Genomic DNA, 23,094 nt, shown 5'->3' with positions numbered 1-23,094 from the left:
ACGCCGGATTTAATCGATATCGTAGGACGTTCTTTCGTTCATTTTGAATTGAATTAGCGTAACGATAAATATGAACATGCCCAATATGACCGTCATCGCGGATGCATAGCCCATTTGCAGGTTGCCGAAGGCTTTTTGGAATACGTAAAATACAACCGATGCCGAACTGTATTCGGGTCCCCCGGTAGACGTCATGATGTTGACCTCGATAAAAATCTGCGATCCGCCGATGATGCTGGTGACAACGATAAAAAAGGTAACGGGCTTAACCATCGGCCAGGTAATCTTTCTCAGCGTTTGCAGCGCATTGGCGCCGTCGAGCTGTGCTGCTTCGTAGTAATCCTTAGGAATACTTTGCAGTGCAGCTAAATAAAGAAGCATGGAGAAGCCCAAGCCCTTCCAGATCGCCATGATCATAATCGCAGGCTTCACTGTATATTTATCCATCAACCAGTTCGGGCCCTTAATGCCGAAGAGATCCAAAAACTGATTAACAAGACCATAGTCGCCGTTATACGCCCATTGCCACAAGATGGAGATCGCCGCCAGAGAAGAAATGACCGGAATGTAATAAACAACGCGAAAGACGGTTGTTCCCGGTATTCCGCGGTTCAGGCCTAATGCGAGCATCAAGGACAGGAAGATTCCGACCGGAATGCCCAGCATCATAAATAACGTGTTAAACATCGCTTTGTAAAACAGTTCATCCGTGAAAATATCCTTGTAGTTGTCCAGACCGATAAAATCCATATGTCCTAACCCGTCCCAGTCCGTAAAAGAGCCGTAAAACGAGTAGACCACCGGAAAAAGACCGAATAAAAGAAATCCAAGTACTGGCGGAAGGATAAATAAATATCCGTTATACATCTCTTTGCGGTAGAGTTTGGATTTGGTTTTCATATTTCACCCCTGATGAATTCGATAGGAAAATGATGTTAGCTGCCTTGCTGCTCACATTGGCAACTAACATCATTTCAATCGGGTTAAATACCCTGCTTTTGCCTTGCCTTATTTCGTTGTTTTTTGTTCTTGTTCAATCGCTTTATCCAGAAGCTTTTGCATTTTCGGCTGTTCCTGCTTCACGTATTCCGCGGCAGTTATTTTGCCGTCTAACACAGGCTGAATATCCGTGAAGAAAAGCTGATACCATTCTTCATTATAGGTATAGTTGCCCGGAAGCCCTCTTCCGTAATCCTGAACGATTTTCATGAACTCTTGTTTATTGGCCGGTTTTGTGGACGTATCGGCAGCCCAGTCTTTTGCCATATCCATCAAATTCGGAATTTGAACCTTGGCGTCAACAAGCTCCTTCATCCCTTCTTTGGAGGCTGTCAGCGACATAACAAGCTCGGCCGCTTCTTGCGGATACTTCGTTTTGCTGGATACGCCAATGCCGAGGGAGCCTAACCAAGTTGCCGTTTTGCCGGTCGATCCTGCCGGGTACGGAATCAAATCGTATTCAAACGGCAGCTTCTCATACGTGCTCATATCCCATGGACCTACCGGGAAGAAGGCCATCTGTCCTTTCATCCAACGTTGATACGTATCGAGCGTTTGCGCTTCGGCAATCGAAGGCGTGATTTTATATTTGTTTTGCATATCGGCGAAATATTGCAGCGCTTCGGCGAACTTCGGATCGTCAATCGCCACTTTCGTTTTCGTCGAATCGAGCCAGTCCGCGCCGTTGCTCCATACAAAGCTTTGCAAGGACCAATTGACATTGAAGCCTGTTCCCCATTGATCCAGCTTGCCGTCGCCATTCGTATCCTTGGTCAGCTGCTGGTTCACTTTGATAAACTCATCCCAAGTGTACGGTTTATTCTTGTCCGGCAACGGGATGCCCGCTTTCTGGAACATCGTCTTGTTATACCCAAGGGCGAACGGACCTAAATCTTTCGGCATACCGTAAATATTGCCTTGGCCTACCTGCTTGCCGTCATAACGGTAGAGATTAATGCCAGTCGGCCATACGTTTTTGATGTCGGCATCCTTATAACTCTCAACATACTTCGTAATATCCAGCAAAATACCGCTGTTCACATAGGCTCTCAGATCACCGGGGCCATAGTAGAACACGTCAGGGACGCTTTTTCCCGTAATGGCTGCCTTCAGCTTTGTCGCATATTGATCCGCCGTCGTCATGACGACTTTGACAGTAACGCCCGGATGGCTGCCTTCGAATTTCTCAATGATCTTTTTGTAAGCTTTCTCCTCGTCAGGACCTCCCCTGAACATGAAGGTCATTTCTTTCTTTTCATTGCTTTTGCTGCTGCCGACAGAGGTTGCTGCAGGGGTTGCACTTGCCGCACCTCCGGTATTACCGGCGTTTTTGCTGCAACCCGCAAGAGCCGCGCCGGCAATGAGTGTAAGCGATAAAACAGATACAAGACCTTTTTTTCCTACCATTTAAACCCCTCCTGGATTTTTATATTCAATAGCGCTGCGAGGCACTTTGAAACCGCTTTAATAAAACGCTTTAAAATAATTTCATCTTGCTGGCGGAAGTTCCCTTGGTATCATTAACCAATTTATTAATATTAAATGTATTTGTTATTAACATACTAATTCAAAACGCTTTCAAAGTCAATTATTTATTTAACCACAAGTATAATCATAGAAATCAACTTTAATTGTTTATATTTATATTAATCATAGAGACAAAGATTCCCCTCTTCTGAATAAAAAAATACGCTCTTTGATGAGTATCAAAGAGCGGTTATTGCGCTTATGTTGGTCGTACCATAACGCGGATTTTGGAATTCTATTCGTTCGACAGGGGAATTGCAGAAATGCGGAGCGGGATTTCGCTTTTAGACGGCACCGCCGGGAACATCCCAGCTCAGCACGGTCTCCAACATGGTTTTCAGCTGCTCCGCTCTGTAAAGCTCCGGTTTGGCTTTTACCATGGTGAATTCTTCGCGGATATGCCGGATAAAATCACCCCGCAATCGTTCCAGCTGCTCTCCGGTTAAGATGTACGTATAGTCACGGACGGATTCGTACGAATAGTACCAATCCCAGCTCTCCAGGAATGCATAGGATGAACGCTGATACCATTCTTTAACATGAGCTTTCAAAGCAGCTGTAATCGTATCATCGTTTCCCGACATGGCATAAAGCCGATCTGAGGAGATCAGATTCCTGTAGTTGATCATATTGCCGGCGGAATGCGTGTTCGGAAGTCCGTAAAACCGGATGAGATGATCCAGAATGTCAATATATCCATCCGTACCGGCACGCTTCGGGTTAAACTGGCATCTGACAACCGCATGGGCGATGCCCTTAAGCAAGCGGAGCGCCTCTGCCGCTTCTTTTTTGTCCGGAGTACCTTCAAAAAACAGCTCATATTTCCCCGCACGAATTTCAGCCCGGTCAATGGCATCATGAAGCTCATCCTCGAATTGATCCTTGCTGTACGGTGCCCACTGATGCATATGATTGATGAGTTCCGATCTCATGCCAAACTCTCTGCGGATCATACTGCTAATGTTGATTCCGCCGCTGCCGTTCGCCACTTGAAGTATTTCATGCAAAAACTTCTCCAAGTGTTTCGCCTTTTTAACGGCGCCCATAACATCACTGGGAATCGTATATACGGTTTCGGCCTCTTTTTGTTTGAGATGGCTGACAAGCTGCTCTAACTCCGAGAGTAACGTATGCTGCATCCTTCGCCCAACCTTTCATTCATATCGCCGCTTTATTGAACAAAGGATTCGTTTCTCAGCCAAGAACCGCCTTCATCGGCGCTTCGGTAGCACATTGTAGCCGACCTGAGCGCCCCTTTGGCGGCCTCTTCTATAGTCGAAAAACGATTTTCTATGGCCGCACCAGGTCCCGCATTATCAGCGCCTCTGTAAGAGTGACTCAATTCATAAAAGTAATCGCCGGCCCGGTTCTTTAGGATATTAATCCCGATTGACGTCCCGTCAATTCGAGCCTTTAAGCTTTGGACAACCTCATGAACGGCTTCAATATCCGCATGAACATTTTCAAGCTCGGTTAAGTTCAACATCCTAGCAGTCCTCCATGTGATCTTTTCCTCTAAATGGTTCCCTTTCAGCCCATTTTTATCCACTTCAATTAATATGGTAAGATAAGCAGATAGGCACCCACCAACTCATAAGGAGCCCCATCAAGAATGATTCGTTCATTGGCCATTACAAAAGATTCAGAGGTTATCAAGGATGTGCAGCTCGCTCAGCTTTCGGATCCGAATATCAAATGGTATTGGGTCGACTTTAAGGAACCTAACGAAGAAGAGCTATTGCTTTTGGAAACTCATTTTCATTTTCATCCGCTTGCTGTTGAAGACTGCTTTCATTTATTGCAACGGCCTAAATTAGATCATTATGAAGATGTGCATTTTTTCGTCATGCATGCTATCAATCAACAAACGCTTGCCGCTGAAGAGGTGGACTTATTTTTAGGGAAAAACTTTATCGTCACGTTTCATTTTAACCCTTCCAGAGAGATTGAAGATGCCTGGTGCCGGATCGCAGAGCAAAAAAAAGGCGTGGATAAAGGTCATATGTACGCTACCTATTTAGTTATGGATAAGCTTGTCGATCAATATTTTCCGTGTGTCTATCAAATCGAGGACCAATTAAACGAAATTGAAAATAATGTGGAATCCGAATCCACTCAAGCACTTATGGAAGACATCTTTGAAATCCGCTCCAAATTATTAAAATTGCGAAAAACGATCGTACCAATGAGAGATCTGCTGTACCGGGTTCTGAATTCAGAACGAATCGAGGGTATAAAAGGGCTCTTGCACTACTTTACCGACGTCTACGACCATTTGTTAAAGCTTTCTGAAATGATTGATTCCAACCGGGACATGACGGCGGATATGCGGGACAGCTACATCTCCCTGAATGCGAATAGAATGAATACCATCATGAAAACATTGACCGTTATTACGACCATTTTCATGCCGTTAACGTTCATAGCAGGGATATATGGAATGAACTTTGACAACATGCCGGAGTTGAAATGGCAATGGGGATACTTTATAGCGCTTGCGGTCATGTTCGGCATCGGGTTTGGCATGTTTATGTGGTTTAGAAAAAAGGGATGGTTTAAGTGAGAAAAACGTTTATCGACGTAATTTCGAGGATAAGCGACCGCGTTTAGCGGAAGTTTTTATCGCCAATAGGAAAGTTTGTTAAGCACGTTAGTGCTTTAACGAAGTTAAACTTTCCTATGTGGAGAGAAAAAGCCGAGCTCCTCGATATGAGGGCCTCGGCTTTATTGGTTTCAGCGATCTTGTTTTCAGCATTCGCTATAGTTGTCACGGCAACTCCTCCTTAGAGTTTTCGTAGAAAACTTGCATCGTAATATCAAACTTCCCAGTCATCTCGAATCCGGTCGTAGATCGCAATCAAATAGGCTGCCGGATTCGGCTGTCCGCTCAAATTATGCTCCAATTTACGCGCAAAATGCTGCGAAATCGGGACAGCCAGTTGCTGAAGCCTGACGTTATGCATCGTAGGCAGTCTTTCGATCCAAGCCTGCAAGAGCTGCCAATCGTCGGAGGTTATGGACTGTCTCTTCGATTCTTCCAGTTCCATATGCGGCAGGGCGAGCTTCCACTTTGATAAAGCTTTCTCGATGCGTCGTCTGCGATTCATCCGTTCGCTTCGCGCTTCGATGACAACGATCGTCCCGGCAACCATATCCCCGATACGCTTATCTCTGGGGCTAAAAAGCATCACTACAGCACCCAGGAAATAGGAGGTCGGCAGCATATCCAAAAGCCGGAACAAATTACGGATAATAATAGACAGCAGCGTTGCGGATTGTCCGTTATTTTGCAGGACGCGAAGCCCTATGACTCTCTTGCCCGGTGTTTGTCCTCCCATGAAAGCTTCCGTGCACACGAAGTATCCCAAATTCAGGACGACAAACAGTATAATGGAGATGGCGATCATATAGTCGGCAACCGCAGGAAGCCATTCTCCCGCATACAACCTGCTGATACCGATCACGAATAGTAACAATATCCCGTTAACAATAAGCAGAATCAATGTATCGAGCAGATGCGCTAACGCCCTGCTGCCTAGTCCTGCGGTATGGAACTGCAGCTGTACCTGCTCCGGGGTAATAATCGTCAGTTCTTTGTCCAGAGGCTTGTTCATAGCGTCTCCTCATCATTGCAAAATTATGGTAAAATGAAAGTTGCGCAAAACTCAGTCTATGCTCTAGGGGGCCCCATGGAAATATCGCGTTTTATTAAAGAAAACAAAGCACTTTGGACCGAGCTGGAACAGCTGCTCATACAGCTGTCCAAGCGCAAAAGCCGTCTGCAGCCCAGCCACTTAAGCAGGTTCACGGAGCTGTACAAAATCGCATCGGCGCATCTGGCCACGATGCAAACACACAGGCCCGCGGACGAGACGACGATCTATTTGAACCATCTCGTTTCACAAGCCCATAACGCGATGTATAAAGAAAATAATAAAAGCAGCAGGCAGATGAAGGAGTTTTTCCTTCATTACTTCCCATCGCTTATTCAAGCAAGAGGGTTATTCGTCGGTTTTGCGCTCTTGCTCTTTCTGTTGGGTGGCCTGCTTGGCTTTCTATCCGTATGGAAAGATCCGCACAACCTCCATCTGATCATGCCGGGAGGAATGGCCGACAACATCGACCCTTCCAAAACGGCCGACCCGCGCGGGGATCTGCATAGCCCCATCGTGTCGACAGCGATCATGACGAATAATATTCGGGTTGCCATCCTTGCCTTCATCAGCGGCGTGACACTCGGTTTCGGCACCGTCTATCTCCTGATCAGCAATGGACTCCTGGTAGGCGCTTTAGCAGCCGTGTTCATGCAATCGGGCAAAAGTTACGTGTTCTGGGCCTATATCCTGCCCCATGGAATTATCGAGCTTACTGCGATTTTCATCGCCGGCGGCGCCGGCTTATATATGGGCTATCGCTTCTTTGTTCCCGGACCGTTTCCGCGGAAGCTGCGCTTCCTGGAATCGGCGAAGGAATCGGCCCAGCTCTTGATCGGCACGATTCCCCTGTTCGTTATCGCAGGGATTATTGAAGGTTATATTACACCTTCCACTCTTTCCCTAGAGGTTAAATATCTCATAGCAGGTATCACCTTGTTGATACTGGTGCTATATTACATGTACGGTGTCAGAAAGGAGCAAATCAAGCATGGCGATACAGTTGCGGGCTACAAAGCATCTCTAGATTTTAAATCCAAATAGACGTTGACCGCGCTGAGCGCCAATTGGTCGGCCGGGACATCCATGACAGGGATGCCTCGGCCGGCCATTTGCGTTACGTAGGCATAACGTTCATTAGTAAACTTATGGGCGATACTTTGCCTGTAAGCCCCGCGGCTGTCTTCCGCACGAATGCGTACCCATTGATGCAGCAGCGGATCTTGCAGGGAAAGCAAGAGCACGTGGTGGCCTCTGCGCAGCCGCATTACATAGGGCAGCAGCTCTTTATCGTACAGGTAACTCTCCATATCGGAGAACAGCACGACGAGCGATCGTTTCTTGATAAAACGAAGCACATGGGACATCGCAACTTGGGTGTTCGATTCCACAAAATCAGTGCGCAAATCGTAAACAGCCCGTGTTAACTCCTGCAGGTGCAGCAGTCCCTTGCCTGGAGGAACATACACTTTCACCTGATTGGAATAGGCAAGCAGCGCCACCTGATCACCTTGCTTTAAGGCCACTGCCGCTAGCGTCAAGGCTGCTTCCAGCGTACGATCCAGCTTCACTTGACCTTCCAGCTCGATCCCCATCTGCCTGCCGCAATCAAGCACAAGCGTAAGCGTCTTGCCTTTTTCCGGTTGATACATGTTCGTCATCAGCTTGGTTGTGCGGGCCGACGCTTTCCAGTTGATGTGACGAATATCGTCTCCCTGCACATAATCGCGGATATAGTGAAATTCCGATCCGCTTCTCTGTTTTTTGAACAGCCGGTGCCCTTCCAGAATTAATGCATCCTGTACGGCGCCCAGCACGCCTCTTACTTCAGATAAATCCGGGTAAATATCGATCGCATCCGCTTGTTCCAATCGGACTTGTTTTTTCCAGAGCCCTAAGCCGCCCCAATAACGCAGGTAGACGTAACCGAATACGTACCTCCCTCTTTCGAGAGCCATGGTCGTATACATGTACGACGCTTCGGTGCCTTCAAAATGGCCGCTAAGCCGATTTCGCACTGCACTGAAAACTGCAGGTAGATCGTCCGTCAACTCTATATGAACAGATTCCGGTCGCCGCGTACGAAGCTCAAGCCCGACTTCAAAGCCAAGCCGGACGTCCATCCGATCAGGCAGCTTGCGCCCCACCGACCACTCGCCGCGCCGAGGCAGGAGCAGCAGATCTGCAACGCTGAGCACTATTAATAGCGCGTTACAGATCCAGAACGCCGGGAGTCCCCAGCCAAACACGGAGCCCAGCAGCGAAGCGGCTGCACCTGCCGCCACAAGCGCGATAAGCCGTCTTGTAGGCAGAATGAAATCCTGCAGCAGGAATTTATCGAGGAACCGGAATGGAGCCGAGCGTCTCTTGGATGATCTGGTCACTGGTTCCGCCCTCCAATTCCGCTTGTGGCGTGAGCAGCAGCCTGTGCCTCAGCGCCGGCCGTGCGACCAGCTTGATATCGTCAGGCGTTACGTACGTTCGTCCTTCGAGCAGCGCCCAGGCACGGCTCGCCATCAATACCGCGATGCCTGCACGCGGACTCGCTCCAAGTTGTACGCGTTTGGATTCGCGGGTTTTGCGAATCAGCGTTGCGATGTACGTGTACAGGGATTCTTCCACGACGACATCCGATAGACGTCGCTGCAGCTCAGCAATCCGCTCAGGACTAAGCACAGCTTGAAGCGACTGCTCCTGTTCCCCGCGGAACGGCACGTGTCTGCGAAGGATTTCCACTTCGGCATCTTCACCCGGATAATCCAGCACCAGCTTGAACAAGAAGCGGTCCAGCTGCGCTTCCGGCAGCGGGTATGTGCCTTCATATTCGACGGGATTTTGCGTCGCGATCACAAAGAACGGATCAGGGAGTTTATACGTGCTCCCTTGAATCGTCACCTGCCGCTCTTCCATCGCCTCAAGCAAAGCCGCTTGTGTCTTTGGCCCTGAGCGGTTAATCTCATCAGCCAAGAGCACATTCGTGAAAATCGGACCTTGAATCGTTGAAAATGTCGCATCCTGCATATGATAAATGACGCTGCCGGTAATATCGCCGGGCATCAAGTCAGGCGTAAATTGGATACGGCGGTATGCTCCGCCGGAAAGCTCAGCCAGTGTGCGGGCCATTCTGGTTTTCCCCAGACCCGGCACGCCTTCGAGCAGCACATGGCCTCCGGCCAGCATCGCGGTTACCAGCAGACGGATGTTGAGCTTCTGCCCGTACAGGCGCTGCTCCATCTTTTCGATCAATTGATTCAATTCGCTCACTCCTTCTCCAGGTAGGCGATCATTTCGCCCATCTCACGCGTTCGCTGCACGAACGCTTTCGTACTAATGCCGCCGCCAGAATCCGGCGGCGTATCTGCGAGCAGGCGCGCCAGCTGCGCCGCCTGCGTCTCGGGCCAGCGGCCGCGCGCAGCTTCCGCGGCCTGCTCAATGCTAGCGCTGGGGCTAAGCCCCCAGCGCTGAGCCAGCAGCTGCCGCAGGAGCTGCTGCTGGTGCTTGAGCGCCTCGCCCTGGTAGCCGAGGCGCTCATACCAAGCGGCGACGGCTTGCAGCGTTTCGTCGCCGCGCCTTACCGTCCACGCCCGCGGGGTGTGGACGGGACCGAAGCGCTTGCCGCGCAGCCAAAGCCATAGCAGCAGCGCGAGGCCGAGCTGCGTGCTGGCGAGCACGAGCCACGCGGGGTACACGGCCAGCAGTCCTGGCTTCGTCCCGAAGCCGTGATGGGTCTCATCGACCCACACGGCGTCCCAGGACTTCGCGAACAGCGGCCAGATCAATTCAAAATGGGACTCTTTATCGATCGTCCCATTGAGCATCCAGTTCGGGGTCAGCACCACGGTGATGCTGCCCGCTCCTACGGTCACGCGCCTGGCGAGCTCGCCGCGCTCATCGGCAAACAAAGTCTCCCCTTGTCCATCCGGCTTGAGCCGGTAAAGCGTGTCCACCTCACCGGTATAAGGCCCTTCGGATGGGAAGTAACCTGGAGAAGGCGTAATGATCACGCCGGCGCTTTTTGAAACCTTAGCCTCAACATCGACCTTAACAGTCTCGGCCGCCCATTGCGACCATCCTTCCGGTTGCCGGTCGAACAGAATCACGTCATTCCCCTGCTGAACCCAGCTCAGCAGCTTCTCACGGTCCGCTTTGGTCACAGCCGACGGCTGAATGGAGACAAGCAGCATCGAGGTTTGGTTCGGTAAATGCTCCCACGTGAGTCGCCACTCTTTGACAGTTGGCTGCTTTTGGCTTAGCAGCTCTCTCCAGGCTTTGGTGCCATCCACATCCGCTGAAAAGGACAAATAAGGCGGCTGATCGGCAACCTTCGGCTTCATAATCCAGTAACCCAGCAGAAGAAACAGCGCAATGCTGAGCGCTAGTCCCGCATGCAGCTTATTTAGCCCTCTCATGGCTGTCCCCCTCTCTGCCGATCACCTGTGCCACCTGCTCGTACATCGATGCGAACTGTTCTTCAGTCACATCTTCTTTGCCGTACCAGATTCGTTCAAAAACCAGCGAGCTTTCTTGAAATAATGGAGCGAGATGAGGTGCTGCTCCTGTCAGCTCCTCCGCATACTCCCAATTTGTTTTCCATTTTTCAACGCGAATCGATCGTTTGGACTCCAAGTAGAACAGAAAGGAGAGGAAGACCGAACGCACGCCTTCTCTCCATTCGCCTGTACGCCTCATCTCCGAAGCCTGCTGCCAGTAATAATCGTAGGAGCGGCTTAGCTCACCCGCCGGCAGATAAGCTTCGGACCGGATGCGCTTTTGCCTGATAATTTGCTTAGAGAACCAATAGATCGCGAATCCTGCAATGCCTATAAGCAGCACCGTAACGCCAAGCGTAAGCCAGTTACTGGCGGCTTCAGATACATGAAAATCAGGCAGCCAGCTCCGTATTTTACGCCATAGGGGTTGTAATAGGGGTTTCAGCCAATCCCAGAATGAACCGTTTGTTACGGGGTGGTACGATGTATACTCATCTTGGTTCAAAATGTTTTGAATCTGCTCTTTGTCGTGCTGTACGGAAGAAGTTGGCACTACGCTATTCATTCTTTTTATCCGCGTCCTCCGGCTTCGCATCCTTCTCAGGTGCAGCCTCTTCGTTCGTTGGTTCGATTTCATCATTATGCACCATATTGTTGATCAGGGAATCAAGCCCTAACCCTTCATTCCTTACCTTCAAATCAAAAAAGCTGATCGCATAAGGCAGCAGCCACAGCGGTGACACCAAAATAGAGACTAAGCTTGTCAGCAGCTGGCCACCCAGCCCCATTCCGAAGACGGCAGCGATAATCAATTCGATCACTACTAGAAATAGGTACAAAATCAGCGTGAGTACAACGTACATGAGGAATAAACGCCAAAAATTTTTCCGCGTCAATCTCCAGCTATGTCCTAGACCTATCGAATCTTCCCCTAGCGCCACAAACGGTAGATAGTAAACCCAACGGATGAAGAAATAGGACCATGTCACGATAACCGCTAATCCCAGTACAATGAAGAAGATGATACCAAATACGGCAAGCCCGCCAGCCCCTCCGCCCACAGCATTGGATATCCCCGCTCCGAATACGAAAATCATCACCAGCACAATTACAATTAACGCAAATCCTATGTACATGCCGACCATAATCAACAAATCCAAAACCGTGCTGCCCGCTAATGGCCAGAAACGGCGAAACGATTTTTTAAGCATTTGGGTGGCGCCCGGTATTTCTTCTCCGAGCAGGTTCGCTTTTACCAAATGCACAACCGAAGCCACAGATGCCGGCATCAAGCCGAGTAAAAACAGCGGCAATAGCACAAGCGTGAAAAGAAGCGTTTTCCAAACATCCACACCGGATGCCGCGCTTCGAAAAGCCGATCCCGATTGGAGAATTTCTTGCCATGAAGCTCCGGTTCGAATTTGATCCAGTATGGAAACCGTCGTATTCGCAGCTTCTTGGTATAACAGCAAATGCTGAAGCAAGTAGAATGGACCATATAAGATCAGCATGACTAGCGTCAATTTCACAAAATGTTTGCGATACAACTGGAAGCTCCGGTCCAAAATTCTTCCAATCCCCATTGGCCTTAGCGGCGTGTTTAGCATGGAAATCCCCCTAAAAGTTGGTAATTTGGTCTATCCTCTGCCTATTATACACTAAACGCTCAGATTTCTGACTACATTTTACATGAACAAAAAACTAGATCAACAAACGCCATCATATGACTTTACTCATAATCTTGCTAGACCTTGTATCATAAGTTTTCCAAGAAGGCCAGGTATTTAGCCCAAATCATCATCGTCAATGACTTGAATTAACCCATATGGTTACCATAATCTGCAAACTATTCCGGCTACGATGTTGGCTGTTGAAGTAAGGGGGCAGCTAGGGGAGAAAAGGGTTTGTTGTTACCTTGTAGAATACTGTATGGAAAATTATATACAGGGAGGACCTGTAATGCTTAAAGCTAAAACGTATGGAAATAAGGACGAAGCGACTAATATAAAATCTTTTTTTATTCTACGATAGAAAATGTGAGCTTATGGCATCGATATGTTGTGGACATGGAAGGAGCGAGCGGGTTTGACGGCTTCTCATTACAGGATGCAGGAAGTTTTAATTGATTTGTCGGCGGGCAAACGGGCTAACGAGGAATCGAAACTTATATCCGGCTTCCGTAGCGAGACGGATCCTGATGGGGGCGGGTGCCCGGAGCCGACGAGTGAGGAGGAATTGGTTGAAAAAGCGAGGATCGGGGATCCTGACGCATTCGGTGAGTTGGTACGTCGGCACCGCGCCAAAGCGTTCGGGATAGCTCACTCACTTACACAGGACCATCACTTGGCCGAAGATGTCGTTCAAGATGCCCTTGTTCGGGCGTTTCTCCATCTTGGCACGCTGATTGACGCCGCCCGCTTCTCGCCTTGGCTGGCGAAAATCATTCGCAACGAGGCATACATGAAGATACGGCGGGGCGGTCCGCATGGGAAGGAACGGCCGTTCACCAGCCTGGAAGGCACATCCCCGGAAATCGGCGCCGACGATTGGCACGACATCGACCGCGTCCTCTTCCAACTTAGCCGCTCGGCGCTGGACTCCGCGAGACAGGCGCACGACCCGTCCGCAGCTCTATTACGCAAAGAGTTGGTCGACGGCATCCGCAGCATGCTTCACTGTTTAAGCCCCAGGGAGAAGCGAATTTTTGAAGCCTATTTCTTTGAACAGCTTCCCCCGCAAGATATCGCCGCTCTGCTGAACACCGCGGTAGCAAACGTGTACAACAGCATCTCCCGGGCGCGCAGCAAGATGCATCAGGAGCGAATTCGCGTCCACATTAGCATGTATGTACAGCAACGCAGGAAAATGGGCAAACCGGGCAAAGTGCTACTTGCCCCGCCTTCATTCAAACCATTATGGAAGGATTGAGAGTTCGCATGGGGAAAAGGACAAGGGACGATTTTACATGGAGCAAGAATACGGACACGATCGCGATCCACAGCATGATTGAGTATACCGACAAAGCAGGCATGTCGTTAGTCGACGTTATGGGCTACACCGCCCATGCGTTTCGCATCATTATTGACCGGGAAGCGGTCGAAGTAGGCAGCTACTCCGCTTTCGATTGGCCGTTTCAACATACGGAGCAGCTGCAAAATCTTGGCTTTACAGTGCAGACTGCGGGCAAACCGAACCATATCCCTCCTACTCCGGATGAGTTGGAGGAAGCGATTGGTTACATACAGACGAGCCTTGACAAGGGTATTCCCGCTCTCAGCTGGGATCTATTCATCCCTGAGTGGGGCGTAATTTACGGCTATGACGACGAGAACAAAGTGCTTCGCTGCCGCGACGTGCGGAAGGACGGCGATCTTCCATATGAGAAGCTTGGCCGGGGTGAAGTGACGGAATTGTATGTGCTGACGATCACCGGCTCCTTCCCTGTCGATAAGCGCAGCATGCTGAAAGGCGCGCTGAAGCTTGCAGTTAAACATGCGTACCGGCAAAATTTCGAGGGCGAGCACGCCAGCCATCGTAACGGTCTGGCCGCATACGACGCTTGGATCGAAGTGTTCAAGAAACGGACCGTCGATCCGTTCGGAAACGGCGTCAACACTGGCAAAGTGTGGGATACGCGGGAGTTTGCGGCCCAGTTCCTGCTTGAGCTTTCGCAGAACTGGAAAGGGGTATCTCCACAGGACGACCGGCTCCGTACCCTGTCCAGGGAAGCGTCGGAGCAATACGCTGCTGTTGCCGAACGGCTAGGCGAAATGCGTGACATGTTCCCCTTCCCGCACGGCGGCGAACCGAACAGCGAGGCGCAAGCCGAGCGCGCATTGACACTGCTACTGGAGGCTAAAGCCGCCGAGACGTCTGGTATCGCACTGCTCGAACGCATGCTCGAGGTCTTAGAGCAGCCGCTAGTAAGAACATGAGACTAATAAAGAACGTTAAGTTCAATACGCATGGTCAAAAAACCGTTATGGCCATTTGGGTGGATTCAAGGGCTTTTTTGTTTAGGAAGCATAAGTTTACCGCGTTAAAATGGAAGCATAAGCTTTGCCTAAGCGGCAATCTTATTCGGTTAAGTGACACTTGATCGATCTAGTTCCACTCTATTCCGTCCGCCAGACTTAGCTCGATAGAGCGCATGGTCTGCGCGTGACACCATATCCTCCAAGACATTAGTTCCATACTCCGGGATTGGCGAGTACTCGGCCACTCCGATACTTGCCGTAATTGGAATGTCGATATTTTCATCCGCATACGGCGCTTCCATGATCCGTTCTCTCAAATTCTCAGCCTGAAGAGCGCATTCTTCCACATTATGATAGGGAACCAAGATAATAAATTCTTCCCCGCCATAACGGGCGACGATCATATATTCTGCCGCATGCCGCTTCAATTGGGAAGCCACATGATGGAGGACACGATCTCCGATCAAGTGACCATAGGTGTCGTTGATTTTCTTAAAACGATCGATATCAATCATCATGACCGAACAGGTTTGACCCGCAGCTATGCAGGCTTGCAGCCTATTGCCGCCTTCAAGCATCATATAACGCCGATTATGGATCTGGGTCAACTGGTCTACAAGCGCCGAATGTTCCAGCAGCGCGATGTTATCCTTAAGCTTGCTGGACATTAAATTAAACGTTCTGCATAACTGTCTTAGCTCAACGGGGGCAAGTTTGATTTTATCCTCGTCGATTTGAAAGTCATAATTGCCGCTTTGAATGATTTTCGTACCTCGAATCAGATAACGGATAGACCGTTCTATACGCGATGTGATGACGATCGCAGCAGCAAAGCTCAATATGAGCGCGATCAGGGTGATCGCAATAATCGTCATGCTAATTTTATGGAGGTTCCGGAAAACTTCATCTTCGGTGATTTCCCCGATAATGATCCATCTGTTTCCTGTCGACCATTTGTACTGGCCATACACTTTTTTGCCGTGAAATCCGATGTAAGATTCATTTGACGCGACTTTAGCTTTGGCTCTCTGAACAATGTCAGTCGTCATCATGGCATTAACTTCCAACTTGCTCTGAGCTCTCGAAGCGGTGACTACCTTGCCCTGCGTATCCAGGACAAAAACTTCACCCGTTTGGCCGAAGCTAAGCTGCTCCATCAACGTATCCAACATATCTACCGATACGGTGCCGACGACTGCGCCTAGAAATTCTCCGCTCTCTCTATGCACTGGGGCTGAAAAGGTAATCATAGGTTCCCCTGTCACCTTGTTAACCATGACGCCGGATATATGTTCCTTGTTCTTTACGGCCTGTTCAAAATAGGGGCGGTCCCCGACATACGTCTTCGAATTAGAGTCCTTACCGGGCAACGTATACCCTTCTTGATCGACAAAGAAAAACATGTCAAACTCGGAATGAACCCGTGAATAAACTTCAACTTCTTTTATTAGCGCTGCGATCTGGAGACGCTTGGCATTGTCGGAATTGGCAAACCTTTTGATCGTATCCAGCTTTTCCTGACTCCATTTTTCAATATATAAGCTCTGCAAAGCTACAATTTGTTGAAGTTGGCTCTCAACTTCGGTCAGGCGGCTGTGCCTTTCCGTGAAATAAAAAGGAATGATAATGGAAAAACCCAGCACAACAATAACAACGGCAATCCAAAAGCGAAACCGCTGCTGTATCGTCTGGTTCAAAAAATAAGAATAGATCCCTCGTTTCAAGGTTTTGTTCTCCCCTACACGCTTTATCTCTTGATTATACCCATAAACTAGGATAAAGAAAGATAAAACCCACTTTTTTCGACATATATCTTCTTTTTCCTATTAGAACCCATGAACGAAAACATCCCTTGGAAAGCGATCGTTATTCATCGCAGCTTCCCAAGGGATATTGAAAGAAATCATTTATGATTGCTGTTGCAGCACCACCGTATGCATGAAGCCAATTGATCCAGCATTTCCGCATTGCTTAAACCGGCCGCTGTATGCGCCGGGGTCAGGCAACATACTCTGCCGCTGCCTTCTTCATGCCGCCAACCGGCGACAGCTTGACCGTCTTTCGACTCCGATTTCAGAAAGACTTCGGTTCGTTCTTGATCACAATGAACGAAATAATGTTCATCCATGAATGAAAACTTACGTATTGGGTTGGCCTCCCCATCTTCCAGGATAGAGTAAGTAACCTCACTGTGCTGTTCCGGATGGTAGTTGAAATAGCCGCGCAGCATAGTCGTATATGCACCATCGACTGAATAAGAGGCAAGACCCGAATGCCATGCAAGCCAGCCTCCGCCTTCCTTCACATAACGAACGATCGCCGCCGCAATCTCCTCGGTCATCCAAGTACTGACTTGATCATCCTGCGGGTTGATACGATCCTCTTTAAAAAGAATGACGGCATCCGGCAGCTCTTGCAGAACTTTCACCAAATGTTCGGTTTCGCAGAAGTCGATATGCATGGAGCGGTCTGCAATATCCGCATTCATGGCAGTAAGCAATGTCTGCTGAATCAGTTGCTGTGGATGATAATAATCGCCCGCAACGGCAACAACCCGTTTCATCTGTCTGCCTCCTTCTTATCCACGACATTCAAAGCGCCATAGGCTGACCGTTATGATCGATGAAGACTGCTTCGTGCCCGATCATTATTTTTCGCTCAATAACATCCAGAATGCCTTTCGCCGAGACATTAGGATCCCCCGGGGCCGCGCTTCCTCCCATGTCGGTTTGAATCCAGCCGGGATGCACCGCATAAACATGCACGCCCGCATCCTTCACATATTGCTTTAGCTGCAAGGAGAAATAGTTAAGAGAAGCTTTGGACAGCGCGTAGGGATAATCTCCCCCGTATGCGCCGGCCATGCTGCCCGCTTCGGAACTTATATTGACCAACGTGGCTTGCGGGCCTTTGGCTACGAGCGGAAGAAAGTGTTTGATTACCATCATCGGGCCAAATAAATTAGCGGTGAATGAATCGATCAGATCGGCAAGCTCAAGCTCTTCTATTTGAACCGATCGTCCTAAGAGAACGGCTGCATTGTTCACGACGGCATCCAGCATTACGCCTTGCGAACGCAGCGCATTCGCAGCTGCTGCAATGGAAGATTCCTGCGTCACATCGAGTGCTACCGGCTGTACACGCCCTGCATAGCGTTTGTTCAAATCTTGAAGTTGCTGCGCACGTTCCAGTCTCCGGACACCTGCATAAATAGCAAACCCGCGTTCTGCGCCCAACTCGGCTAACGCATAACCAAGGCCGCGATTGGCTCCTGTTATAAGTACATTCATGCTTACCTCCTGCAAATCCGTATTACTTTTTGTCGTTCTCCAGCAATTCCAACATCACTTTCAGCTGTGGAATTGTATCCAGGTACGCATAACGCCCCCCGGTGTACTCGCCTTTTTGCAGAAGCGGCATACCTCCGCGTTCCATCATGCTGATTTTCTCCTGCATGCCTTCAATTATGAACGCAATATGGTGAAAGCCTTCGCCGTCTCTATCCAGACATTCGCGCCACACGCTCGGCTTATCGTCAGGCTCAATCAATTCCAGCTGCAAAGATCCCATATTGAAAAAAGCCAGTTTGCATCTGCCTTCCGTTATTTCTCCCTTATACTGCGTCTGCGCTTTATCAACCGCATCCGTCCAGAACCATTGGGGCTTCTCCATACCGAAAAAGTCGGCGTAAGCCCTGCTTGTCGCCTCAATATCATGTACCAGCAGTCCGATTTGGGCGATAATATTCGTTCCTAGTACGTTTTTGTCCATTGCTCCATCTTCCTTTGCAAGATTCTCTGACAAACATCGAATCATCGCGCTGTAAACTACGTTGCGTTATGCCAGGAAGAAAGCGCATCCAATAATTTAGTGAACGCGCGTTCATAGCATTATTATACTTCTGGAAAAAATTGCAGTCAACGCTGTTTCCCAACGCATATAGAATCTTTCATGTCAACATTTGTCGTTGAAAAGCAGGCTTATATCGCTTATGCTAACTTGTATTATGCATATGTCGCTGGTAAGGAGCCAACACCATGGAATATCCAAGTCTAGAAATGCTTCTATTTTTGATCGGGGCCGGATTCCTAGCGGCCTTCATCGATTCTGTCGTCGGGGGAGGCGGGCTGATTTCCCTGCCTGCTCTGCTCTTTGCCGGACTTCCTCCTGTGTACGGTCTGGGAACAAACAAGCTTGGCGGTACGATGTCATCGCTGACCAGCACCAGTTCTTTTTTGCTGTCCAAAAAAGTGAACATGCGGCTCGCTGCCTGGCTTTTCCCGCTTTCCTTTATAGGTGCGATCTTAGGTACATATACCGTGAAGCAGATTCCTTCCGATTTTCTCAAACCGCTCGTTGTCTGCATGCTGGTCGCCGTGACCATTTATACACTCACCAAGAAAAACTGGGGAGCCACCTCCACATACGGAGGGATGACAAAGAAAACGGTCCCGCTGTTAATCATTGGCGCGTTGGCTATCGGCTTTTATGATGGATTTTTTGGCCCTGGCGCAGGATCCTTTCTCATCTTCCTATTCTTAATGGTCGGCTTTGATTTTGTCGGAGCCTCCGCTAATGCCAAAGTCTTGAACCTGGCAAGTAATGTGGCGAGTCTCGGCACCTTTTTCCTAATGAAATCCGTCAATTGGTATTATGGCCTGCCTATGGGAATCGCTATGGTCTTTGGCGCACTCATCGGCTCGCAAGTGGCTATCCGCAAAGGCAGCACCTTCGTGAAGCCACTCTTCATTCTTGTCACGGTCCTGCTGATCGGCAAGCAAGTATGGACGTTGCTTTTTCATGTATGAATGCTTACCGATTTACGGCTCTGTTTGCCTGGTTGCAGACGGGCCGTTTTTTTGACGCTTATCGCTGTGTTAAACTTAACTTATGATTTTTATGGAAAAGAACTCTGAAATGAGGTAGCTGGCAGTATGAAAATATTAGTACTCACCGAAAAACCAAGCGTCGCCAAAGAAATTGCCCGCGTCCTTGGCTGCACGCAAAAACAAAAACATCATTATGAAGGTCCCAAATATGTCGTCACTTGGGCGCTTGGCCATCTCGTTACCCTTGCCGAGCCCGATGATTACGATGCCAAATACAAAACATGGAGTCTTGAAGATTTGCCGATCATTCCTGAGCGCATGAAGCTCAAGGTCATTAAAGAGACGTCGCATCAGTACCGTGCGATTGAGCAGCTCAGCCGTCGTAATGACCTCGCGGAGCTGGTCATTGCGACCGACGCCGGGCGCGAAGGCGAGCTCGTCGCGCGCTGGATCATGGAGCTGATCCGTTGGGAAAAGCCGTTTAAGCGGCTTTGGATCTCGTCGCAGACGGATCAGGCGATTCGCGACGGCTTCGCGCAGCTGAAGCCGGGCACGGATTATAACCGGCTGTATCAGGCAGCCGTTTGCCGTTCCGAGGCCGATTGGCTGATCGGCCTCAATGTAACGCGCGCGCTGACGAGCAAGTTCGGCGCGTCTTTGTCCGCAGGGCGCGTGCAGACGCCCACGCTGGCGATGATGATGAATCGCGAAAAGGAGATTCGCGATTTCCGCTCCGTCGATTACTGGATCATCGAGGCTGATCTTGGATCTTTCCGCGCGACCTGGCGGGACCCGAAGACGGGAGATACCCGCATTTTCGACCGTGCGCGCGCGGATGCGCTGAAAGCAAAGCTGCAAGGCCAAAGCGGCAAGATTACTCAGGTTCAACAAACCGAGAAGCAAATCCCGCACCCGCTAGCCTACGATCTGACCGAGCTGCAGCGGGACGCGAACCGCAAATTCGGCTTCTCGGCCAAACAGACGTCCAATGTGCTCCAGCGGTTGTATGAGCAGTATAAACTGGTCACCTACCCGCGAACCGATTCGCGGTATTTGACCTCCGATATGGTCGCCACTTTGCCGGGCAGGCTTAAGGGCGCAGCAATTGGTCCGTATGCGGCGCTTGCCGCACCTTTTATGCGGAAGCCGCTCACGATTACGAAACGCATTGTCGACGATAGCAAAGTGAGCGACCACCACGCGATTATCCCGACGGGCGAAGCCATTTCGCTGGCTACTTTGAGTGCAGACGAACGCCGCTTGTACGACCTTATCGTGAAGAGGTTCCTTGCTCTCTTTTATGGACCGTGCCGTTATGATGAGACCAAGCTAACAGTGGAAATAGCAGGTGAGAAGCTTTACGCTTCAGGCAAAGTCATTAAGCAGGCCGGGTGGAAGGAAGTCTATGGAACAGCCGACTTCTCGGATCCGGACCGTGACGAAACGGATGCTTCCGATGAAGAAGCGTCCCAATTGCTGCCGCCGGCCAAGGCGATGGACGCCGTAACCGTCAAGAACGGCCGGCAATTGAGCCGCCAAACGAAGCCGCCGGCCCGTTACACAGAGGCTTCTCTGCTATCGCAGATGGAGAAGCATAATCTCGGAACTCCCGCAACGCGTGCTGATATTATTGAAAAGCTGGTATCTTCCGACACAATTGAGCGTCAGGGTTCCCTTTTGATACCGACAGGCAAAGGCGCCCAGCTTATTGAGCTGGCATCGGAAGAGCTGCGTTCGCCGGAGCTTACGGCCCGCTGGGAGCTTGAGCTGGAACGGATTGCCAAAGGCAAGGGAAGCATGGAACAATTCCTGAGCGGCATTCGCACCAAAGCTGATGAGCTGGTGAGAGAAATTAAAACGAGTTCGGCGGCGTATAAACCGCATAATCTGACGGGGAGCAAATGCCCCGACTGCGGTGAGTTCCTGCAGGACGTGAAGGGCAAGCGAGGCCGCTACCTGGTGTGCTCCAGCAGAGAGTGCTCGTATAAACGTGAAGCGGACGGACAGCTGACGAACCGGCGATGCCCGCAATGTCACAAAAAAATGGAGATTCATACAGGGAAAGCGGGCAAATATTTTCAATGCCGCCCTTGCAACATGGTCGAAAAGCTTGATCAAGAGGCTCCCAGCGGTCGCCGCGCTTCGGCCAAGGCCAACCGGCAGCTGATCGAGAAATTCTCAGACAATGCGCCGCTGGGCAACAGTCTTGCTGATAAGCTCAAAGCTGCGCTGCAAGAGAAGAAAGACTAAGAATCAATATCATAATTAATTTGCCAATGCCCCATCATACTTAATAGCGCCCAGCATTAGCAAATAAAGACCTTTGATACGCTAAAAGTGTGAGAAAGTCTGAATTGGATGGTAACAGCGAACAAAGTTCCCTATATAACGAACATTTGTTCGTAAATTAGAGAACTTTGTTCGCTTGAGCCATATATACTTACCGTTTTTCAATGAAAATTACGCCTAAATGTATCGTTAATAGTGCCCTTTGTTCGTTGTCAGGCATGAATTTCATCAATAAGCCTGCCAATACTTATCATCTTGTCATCGATGGATGTAAGATTCTTCGTTTTGCTTATGACGATGTGAAGGATAAGCCTCGCATGTGCGAGCAAATGCTGCAGCAATTCATGGGGAGGTACTTTGAAGAAATAACGGAGAAAACTGCCGGGATGAACTACGTCGAAAAGGAAGTCTTACGATTCCTCCAATCAAGATGATACTCGTCCTGAACTCGCGATCCCTTTTACCGCAACCTCCAGCTCCTCGATCGTCGTGATGCCCAAGCTGATCAGCGCATCTCCCGCTTCCATATGGACACTTGCGAGCAGATGCATGCTTGAATTCGGAACAAGCGACGTTCTGAATTCGTGGAACAAGACTGCATTATACGTCTTAAGTACAGACATAAACTCCACCGTTGGAGGAATAAATGTCCGGATCTCCGATGCTCTCCAGAAGAAGTCTCTTACCCGAATAATATCCATGCCGGTACGATTTAAACTGCGAATCATCTCAAAAAAATCATCAATTAAATCTTGTCTATGTGCCGACAAACCAACCATCTCCCTAATTACGTCAAACTCGTCGATAAATATATCTATCTGAAGAATAACATAATTAGTTCTTTTGATCTATCTATATAGGTTCCGAGACTCACATTTTTCTTTCTCTCAAGGAGACAAGCAAGTCCGCAACGATCAACAATACACCCAGATTTATAGCTAAATCCGCGAGATTCAGTACTCCGTTACCGGAACGAAAGACGAGGAAATCCGTTACTTTTCCATAAAGCAACCGGTCTACGCCATTACCGACCGCGCCACCGACGAAAAAGGCCGCTCCACTTTCTTTCAAGAATCCTTGTATCTTTCCCTTTTGCCGATAATAAAGGACAACGATGATAAAAATGACTGCGAGAACACCTAAATAGCGTGCCGAACCCGGAAATGAGCTGCCGGCCGCACCGGTATTTTGATAATGCGTGAATGTAAGGAAATCTCTATAAAACGGCATCGATTCACCAACCTGCAGCATAGAACGAATGGCATATTTGGACAATTGATCCGCTGCTGTCACAATGACAATAATCAGATAGAATAACATCGCACTCACC

22 protein-coding genes are annotated in these 23,094 nt (G+C 49.4%); 6 read left to right on the top strand and 16 right to left on the bottom strand.

Features of this window, described 5'->3' with window-relative positions; genetic code table 11:
• Nucleotides 1-9: 9 nt before the first annotated feature.
• The 4 genes from ICC18_RS26520 to ICC18_RS26505 form a co-directional block, all read right to left on the bottom strand.
• A complete protein-coding gene (locus tag ICC18_RS26520; RefSeq protein ID WP_188177453.1) occupies nucleotides 10-900 on the bottom strand; it encodes a carbohydrate ABC transporter permease in 891 nt (296 codons plus the stop codon).
• 108 nt (nucleotides 901-1,008) lie between these two features.
• Nucleotides 1,009-2,406 (bottom strand): ABC transporter substrate-binding protein, encoded by a 1,398-nt coding sequence (locus ICC18_RS26515; protein WP_188177452.1) that lies wholly within the window; start codon nucleotides 2,404-2,406, stop codon nucleotides 1,009-1,011.
• A gap of 404 nt (nucleotides 2,407-2,810) precedes the next feature.
• Nucleotides 2,811-3,665: a hypothetical protein gene (locus ICC18_RS26510; protein ID WP_188177451.1), complete on the bottom strand. Its 855-nt coding sequence runs from the start codon at nucleotides 3,663-3,665 to the stop codon at nucleotides 2,811-2,813.
• Nucleotides 3,666-3,697: 32 nt separating this feature from the next.
• A complete protein-coding gene (locus tag ICC18_RS26505; protein WP_188177450.1) occupies nucleotides 3,698-4,012 on the bottom strand; it encodes a hypothetical protein in 315 nt (104 codons plus the stop codon).
• A gap of 126 nt (nucleotides 4,013-4,138) precedes the next feature.
• On the opposite strand from ICC18_RS26505, the gene corA reads away from it, so the two are divergent.
• Nucleotides 4,139-5,089 carry a magnesium/cobalt transporter CorA gene (gene corA, locus ICC18_RS26500; protein ID WP_188177449.1) on the top strand — a complete coding sequence of 317 codons (951 nt, stop codon included), beginning with the start codon at nucleotides 4,139-4,141 and terminating at the stop codon, nucleotides 5,087-5,089.
• Between the two features lie 253 nt (nucleotides 5,090-5,342).
• Here the strand turns inward: corA and ICC18_RS26495 are convergent, their stop codons facing one another.
• Nucleotides 5,343-6,140 carry an RDD family protein gene (locus ICC18_RS26495; RefSeq protein ID WP_188177448.1) on the bottom strand — a complete coding sequence of 266 codons (798 nt, stop codon included), beginning with the start codon at nucleotides 6,138-6,140 and terminating at the stop codon, nucleotides 5,343-5,345.
• 75 nt (nucleotides 6,141-6,215) lie between these two features.
• On the opposite strand from ICC18_RS26495, the gene ICC18_RS26490 reads away from it, so the two are divergent.
• The gene (locus ICC18_RS26490; RefSeq protein WP_188177447.1) at nucleotides 6,216-7,223 is read left to right on the top strand and encodes a stage II sporulation protein M; all 1,008 of its coding nucleotides are present in this window, start codon (nucleotides 6,216-6,218) and stop codon (nucleotides 7,221-7,223) included.
• Here ICC18_RS26490 and ICC18_RS26485 read toward each other — a convergent pair.
• The 5 genes from ICC18_RS26485 to ICC18_RS26465 are packed head-to-tail and all read right to left on the bottom strand — an operon-like array spanning nucleotide 7,190 to nucleotide 12,276.
• Nucleotides 7,190-8,563 carry a DUF58 domain-containing protein gene (locus ICC18_RS26485; protein ID WP_312029611.1) on the bottom strand — a complete coding sequence of 458 codons (1,374 nt, stop codon included), beginning with the start codon at nucleotides 8,561-8,563 and terminating at the stop codon, nucleotides 7,190-7,192. The genes ICC18_RS26490 and ICC18_RS26485 overlap by 34 nt on opposite strands.
• Nucleotides 8,514-9,434: an AAA family ATPase gene (locus ICC18_RS26480; RefSeq protein ID WP_188177446.1), complete on the bottom strand. Its 921-nt coding sequence runs from the start codon at nucleotides 9,432-9,434 to the stop codon at nucleotides 8,514-8,516. The genes ICC18_RS26485 and ICC18_RS26480 overlap by 50 nt, the downstream gene beginning before the upstream one ends.
• A 5-nt stretch (nucleotides 9,435-9,439) precedes the next feature.
• A complete protein-coding gene (locus ICC18_RS26475; protein WP_188177445.1) occupies nucleotides 9,440-10,588 on the bottom strand; it encodes a DUF4350 domain-containing protein in 1,149 nt (382 codons plus the stop codon).
• Complete coding sequence (locus ICC18_RS26470) at nucleotides 10,572-11,234, bottom strand: DUF4129 domain-containing protein (RefSeq protein WP_188177444.1); 663 nt, start codon at nucleotides 11,232-11,234, stop codon at nucleotides 10,572-10,574. Before ICC18_RS26470 ends, ICC18_RS26475 begins: the two co-directional genes overlap by 17 nt.
• On the bottom strand, nucleotides 11,227-12,276 hold the full coding sequence (locus ICC18_RS26465; protein WP_188177443.1) for a hypothetical protein: 1,050 nt from the start codon (nucleotides 12,274-12,276) through the stop codon (nucleotides 11,227-11,229). Before ICC18_RS26465 ends, ICC18_RS26470 begins: the two co-directional genes overlap by 8 nt.
• Nucleotides 12,277-12,754: 478 nt before the next feature.
• Between ICC18_RS26465 and ICC18_RS26460 the strand changes: the two genes are divergently transcribed.
• Entirely contained in the window at nucleotides 12,755-13,597 is an 843-nt protein-coding gene (locus tag ICC18_RS26460) for an RNA polymerase sigma factor (protein ID WP_188177442.1), read from the top strand.
• Nucleotides 13,598-13,605: 8 nt separating this feature from the next.
• Nucleotides 13,606-14,604, top strand: coding sequence for a hypothetical protein (locus tag ICC18_RS26455; protein WP_188177441.1), 999 nt, complete (start codon nucleotides 13,606-13,608; stop codon nucleotides 14,602-14,604).
• Between the two features lie 149 nt (nucleotides 14,605-14,753).
• Here ICC18_RS26455 and ICC18_RS26450 read toward each other — a convergent pair whose 3' ends face one another.
• The 4 genes from ICC18_RS26450 to ICC18_RS26435 form a co-directional block, all read right to left on the bottom strand.
• Complete coding sequence (locus ICC18_RS26450; protein ID WP_188177440.1) at nucleotides 14,754-16,370, bottom strand: sensor domain-containing diguanylate cyclase; 1,617 nt, start codon at nucleotides 16,368-16,370, stop codon at nucleotides 14,754-14,756.
• Between the two features lie 179 nt (nucleotides 16,371-16,549).
• Nucleotides 16,550-17,209, bottom strand: coding sequence for a ThuA domain-containing protein (locus ICC18_RS26445; protein ID WP_188177439.1), 660 nt, complete (start codon nucleotides 17,207-17,209; stop codon nucleotides 16,550-16,552).
• A gap of 28 nt (nucleotides 17,210-17,237) precedes the next feature.
• Nucleotides 17,238-17,936: an SDR family oxidoreductase gene (locus ICC18_RS26440; protein WP_188177438.1), complete on the bottom strand. Its 699-nt coding sequence runs from the start codon at nucleotides 17,934-17,936 to the stop codon at nucleotides 17,238-17,240.
• 22 nt (nucleotides 17,937-17,958) lie between these two features.
• On the bottom strand, nucleotides 17,959-18,417 hold the full coding sequence (locus ICC18_RS26435) for a VOC family protein (RefSeq protein ID WP_188177437.1): 459 nt from the start codon (nucleotides 18,415-18,417) through the stop codon (nucleotides 17,959-17,961).
• Between the two features lie 266 nt (nucleotides 18,418-18,683).
• Here ICC18_RS26435 and ICC18_RS26430 point away from each other — a divergent pair, with 266 nt between their 5' ends.
• Nucleotides 18,684-19,454: a TSUP family transporter gene (locus tag ICC18_RS26430; protein WP_188177436.1), complete on the top strand. Its 771-nt coding sequence runs from the start codon at nucleotides 18,684-18,686 to the stop codon at nucleotides 19,452-19,454.
• 126 nt (nucleotides 19,455-19,580) lie between these two features.
• Nucleotides 19,581-21,725, top strand: coding sequence for a DNA topoisomerase III (locus ICC18_RS26425; RefSeq protein WP_188177435.1), 2,145 nt, complete (start codon nucleotides 19,581-19,583; stop codon nucleotides 21,723-21,725).
• A gap of 464 nt (nucleotides 21,726-22,189) precedes the next feature.
• On the opposite strand, the gene ICC18_RS26420 is transcribed toward ICC18_RS26425, so the two are convergent.
• Together ICC18_RS26420 and lspA are read right to left on the bottom strand one after the other, a co-directional pair.
• Complete coding sequence (locus tag ICC18_RS26420; RefSeq protein ID WP_188177434.1) at nucleotides 22,190-22,534, bottom strand: hypothetical protein; 345 nt, start codon at nucleotides 22,532-22,534, stop codon at nucleotides 22,190-22,192.
• 100 nt (nucleotides 22,535-22,634) lie between these two features.
• Nucleotides 22,635-23,084, bottom strand: coding sequence for a signal peptidase II (lspA, locus tag ICC18_RS26415; RefSeq protein WP_188177433.1), 450 nt, complete (start codon nucleotides 23,082-23,084; stop codon nucleotides 22,635-22,637).
• Nucleotides 23,085-23,094 lie beyond the last annotated feature (10 nt).

The organism is Paenibacillus sedimenti (assembly GCF_014534655.1).
Lineage (GTDB): Bacteria > Bacillota > Bacilli > Paenibacillales > NBRC-103111 > Paenibacillus_E > Paenibacillus_E sedimenti.
This window is presented reverse-complemented; position numbering and strand designations above follow the sequence as displayed.

Excerpts from the sequence above, each read along its gene's own strand:
- ICC18_RS26520 (WP_188177453.1), bottom strand. The coding sequence starts at position 900 with ATGAAAACCAAATCCAAACTCTACCGCAAAGAGATGTATAACGGATAT.
- ICC18_RS26515 (WP_188177452.1), bottom strand. The coding sequence starts at position 2,406 with ATGGTAGGAAAAAAAGGTCTTGTATCTGTTTTATCGCTTACACTCATT.
- ICC18_RS26510 (WP_188177451.1), bottom strand. The coding sequence starts at position 3,665 with ATGCAGCATACGTTACTCTCGGAGTTAGAGCAGCTTGTCAGCCATCTC.
- ICC18_RS26505 (WP_188177450.1), bottom strand. The coding sequence starts at position 4,012 with ATGTTGAACTTAACCGAGCTTGAAAATGTTCATGCGGATATTGAAGCC.
- corA (WP_188177449.1), top strand. The coding sequence starts at position 4,139 with ATGATTCGTTCATTGGCCATTACAAAAGATTCAGAGGTTATCAAGGAT.
- ICC18_RS26495 (WP_188177448.1), bottom strand. The coding sequence starts at position 6,140 with ATGAACAAGCCTCTGGACAAAGAACTGACGATTATTACCCCGGAGCAG.
- ICC18_RS26490 (WP_188177447.1), top strand. The coding sequence starts at position 6,216 with ATGGAAATATCGCGTTTTATTAAAGAAAACAAAGCACTTTGGACCGAG.
- ICC18_RS26475 (WP_188177445.1), bottom strand. The coding sequence starts at position 10,588 with ATGAGAGGGCTAAATAAGCTGCATGCGGGACTAGCGCTCAGCATTGCG.
- ICC18_RS26470 (WP_188177444.1), bottom strand. The coding sequence starts at position 11,234 with ATGAATAGCGTAGTGCCAACTTCTTCCGTACAGCACGACAAAGAGCAG.
- ICC18_RS26465 (WP_188177443.1), bottom strand. The coding sequence starts at position 12,276 with ATGCTAAACACGCCGCTAAGGCCAATGGGGATTGGAAGAATTTTGGAC.
- ICC18_RS26455 (WP_188177441.1), top strand. The coding sequence starts at position 13,606 with ATGGGGAAAAGGACAAGGGACGATTTTACATGGAGCAAGAATACGGAC.
- ICC18_RS26445 (WP_188177439.1), bottom strand. The coding sequence starts at position 17,209 with ATGAAACGGGTTGTTGCCGTTGCGGGCGATTATTATCATCCACAGCAA.
- ICC18_RS26440 (WP_188177438.1), bottom strand. The coding sequence starts at position 17,936 with ATGAATGTACTTATAACAGGAGCCAATCGCGGCCTTGGTTATGCGTTA.
- ICC18_RS26435 (WP_188177437.1), bottom strand. The coding sequence starts at position 18,417 with ATGGACAAAAACGTACTAGGAACGAATATTATCGCCCAAATCGGACTG.
- ICC18_RS26430 (WP_188177436.1), top strand. The coding sequence starts at position 18,684 with ATGGAATATCCAAGTCTAGAAATGCTTCTATTTTTGATCGGGGCCGGA.
- ICC18_RS26425 (WP_188177435.1), top strand. The coding sequence starts at position 19,581 with ATGAAAATATTAGTACTCACCGAAAAACCAAGCGTCGCCAAAGAAATT.
- lspA (WP_188177433.1), bottom strand. The coding sequence starts at position 23,084 with ATGTTATTCTATCTGATTATTGTCATTGTGACAGCAGCGGATCAATTG.